The 1,483-nt window shown below is 71.6% G+C and carries 2 protein-coding genes and 1 pseudogene; all 3 read right to left on the bottom strand.

The features are described from left to right. Positions 1-51: 51 nt before the first annotated feature. Positions 52-396, bottom strand: a complete 345-nt coding sequence (locus I5E_RS00160; protein ID WP_022905218.1) for a hypothetical protein — start codon at positions 394-396, stop codon at positions 52-54. A gap of 135 nt (positions 397-531) precedes the next feature. After that, positions 532-861: a hypothetical protein gene (locus tag I5E_RS00165; protein WP_022905219.1), complete on the bottom strand. Its 330-nt coding sequence runs from the start codon at positions 859-861 to the stop codon at positions 532-534. 383 nt (positions 862-1,244) lie between these two features. Then, a pseudogene (locus I5E_RS25030) lies at positions 1,245-1,483 on the bottom strand (hypothetical protein); the annotation flags it as partial.

The raw sequence follows: 1,483 nt of genomic DNA on the forward strand, positions 1-1,483 counted from the left end.
GAAGCCCGACAACAGCTCGCCGANCANCTCCACCGCCTCCTGTCAGGGTCGTCAGATGCTGTCGTGCCGCACGTCCGGCAGGAGGACGTGGAGCCGCTCGGCGAGCCGCTGCTGCGCTTCCTCGAGCGACCGGAAGTCGCCGACGTACTGTCCGAAGGTGTCGGACACGAAGTAGTGGGCACCCTGCCGGTCGACCGTTCCGCCGTAGTAGCCGCCGTAGTTGGCCGCCCAGAGGCCGGTGTCCGGGCGAGTCCAGAGGATCCGCGGGTGGACGGGCTGGTCGACCGCGGTGTCGACCACGATCTCGGCGTGGTCGTCCATGCCCGTAATCGCGACCATCGTGGCGGTGTCGACGGTCACCTCGAGGTGCTGGTGGTGGTCGACGGGCGTGCTCATGGTCGTGCTCCTTCGTGGTGCGTGCTGCTGTGGTGCGGCGTGCCGTGGTGCAGGTGCTGGTGGTGCTGTCTGGAACTGGTGGTGCGGGTGGTCCGGAGACCGGTGCTGGTCGTGCCCGCGGTCCCGAGCGTCGCGCTAGTCGACCGGGCGGATCACGGACGGCAGCATCACGTGCAGCTGGTCCGCGAGCTTCGCCTGGGCCTGCTCGAGCGATGCGAAGTCGCCCACGACGAGTCCGAAGGTGTCCGAGGCGACGTAACGGTCGTCGCGCTTGTCCACCGAGCCGCCGAAGTACCCGCCGTAGTTGGCGACCCACTCGCCGTCGTCCTCCTGCGTCCAGGTGAGCTTGGCGCGGGCCGGGCGGGCGTGCGTCTCTGCCTGGGCCTCGAGGATCGCGATCGTGTCGACCGTCTCGGTGTCGAGCGTGACCTCGGCTCGGGTGTCGGTGCTGACGGTGGTGCTCATGTCGCTCTCCTTCGCGATCCGGGGTACATCTCCTGACACGAGAACGCTACGAGAACGACCCCTCCACCCGCCAGCGATGCCCGTCGATTCACGGGTTCCGCCAATGCACCCCTTCGGAGAAGCCCGGGTTTCCGGGGGGATGCGTCGCACATCCGGGGTACAGGGGACCGATCGGGGGACTCGTTCTCCGGCCATTCCGCCGGCGGGGCCGCGGGCGCCGGGGGCGGTAGGGCCGCGGGCTCTGCCGCGGGTGCGGGCGCGGGTGCGCGAACGGGCGTTCGATGTTTCGCGCCCAGCGACAGCTCACGGGCGCGCGACCGCGTGAGGTGTCGCCCAGCGCGTGAAGTCGAGCACGCACCCGGGCCGCGGCGGGAGCCCGCGCGTCAGCGCACGGCGCGCAGCGCGTCCGCGATCACCGTCAGCGCCCCGGCGATCTCGTCGGCCACGCGCTCGTGCGTCGCCGTCGAGCGTCGGTACGGATCGTCGACGTCGTCGTCGGCCGGGTCCGCGGGCGGCGCCACGGTCCCCCGGAGTCGGGCGACGAGTTCGACGAGCGCCGCGGGCGAGGACACCCCGGCGAGGTCGGCCGGAGCGAGGCCGTCGAGCACCCGGGCAACTGCGG

It is taken from the genome of Curtobacterium sp. B18, from assembly GCF_000333375.1.
Taxonomy (GTDB): Bacteria; Actinomycetota; Actinomycetes; order Actinomycetales; family Microbacteriaceae; genus Curtobacterium.